Annotated in this window: 2 protein-coding genes; both read right to left on the minus strand. The window is 63.4% G+C overall.

Features of this window, described 5'->3' with window-relative positions:
• On the minus strand, positions 1 to 278 hold a 278-nt coding region (locus tag FHD68_RS18725), incomplete at its 3' end, for an ATP-binding protein (protein WP_244298005.1).
• The coding region (locus tag FHD68_RS18730) for a Mu transposase domain-containing protein (RefSeq protein ID WP_425277561.1) at positions 268 to 909 on the minus strand (642 nt) is incomplete at its 5' end. The genes FHD68_RS18725 and FHD68_RS18730, both read right to left, overlap by 11 nt.

Raw genomic sequence — 909 nt, forward strand, 5'->3', positions numbered from 1 at the left:
AGCTGACGCACAGTCGCTTCATTGATCTCGCTGGCGGCGAAGTCGAACCCCGAGAGGTCCTTGTAGGCGGGGAAGCGCGCCGCCTTCATGTGATAGGCAATGGAACGGACCTCGCGCTCGGCCAGCTCCGCTTTCAGCAACTGAGCCAGGATCGGCACAGCAGCGTCAAAAGCAGGCGCCCCCTGTTCGATGAGGTCAGTGACCGACTGCGCCATCCCATGCATCTTCAGACTGCGGAGCATGATGACGATGGCACCGCTGGCGGGATCATGACGCATGACGGCCACCTTCGGTCTGGCTGCGCAGACTGTCGTAGCGCTCGACATTGGCCGATGGCTCGCGCCGCAGGGCCAGCGCCTGCGGGGTATCCAGGGGCGGCCCGCCAACCACCTTCCCATCGATCAAGCGGTGCAGGAGATTCAGTACATGGGTCTTGGTCGCCACGCCCTCGGCCAGGGCCAGCTCCACCGCCGTCAGCACGGCCTGCTCGTCATGCTGCAGAACCAGGGCGAGGATATCGACCATCTCACGATCGCCGCCCGGCTTGCGTATCATTTGGCCCTGTAGTTGCCTGAAGGCAGGCGGCAATTCCAGGAAAGGTGCGCCATTCCGAAGCGCTCCGGGCTTGCGCTGAAGGACAGCCAGGTAGTGCCGCCAATCGTAGATCGTCCGCGGCGGCAGCTGGTGGCTGCGTTGAATCACGCGAGGATGCTCGCACAGGATGTTACCCTCGGCCGCCACGACAAGTCGGTCCGGATAGATCCGCAAGCTGATGGGACGGTTGGCGAATGACGCGGGAACGCTATAGCGATTGCGCTCGAAACTGATCAGGCAGGTGGGCGAGACGCGCTTGCTCAGCTCGATGAAGCCGTCAAAGGCCACCGGCAACGGCATCAAGGCAGCCCGTTC

It is taken from the genome of Paracoccus marcusii (assembly GCF_006151785.1).
Taxonomy (GTDB): domain Bacteria; phylum Pseudomonadota; class Alphaproteobacteria; order Rhodobacterales; family Rhodobacteraceae; genus Paracoccus; species Paracoccus marcusii.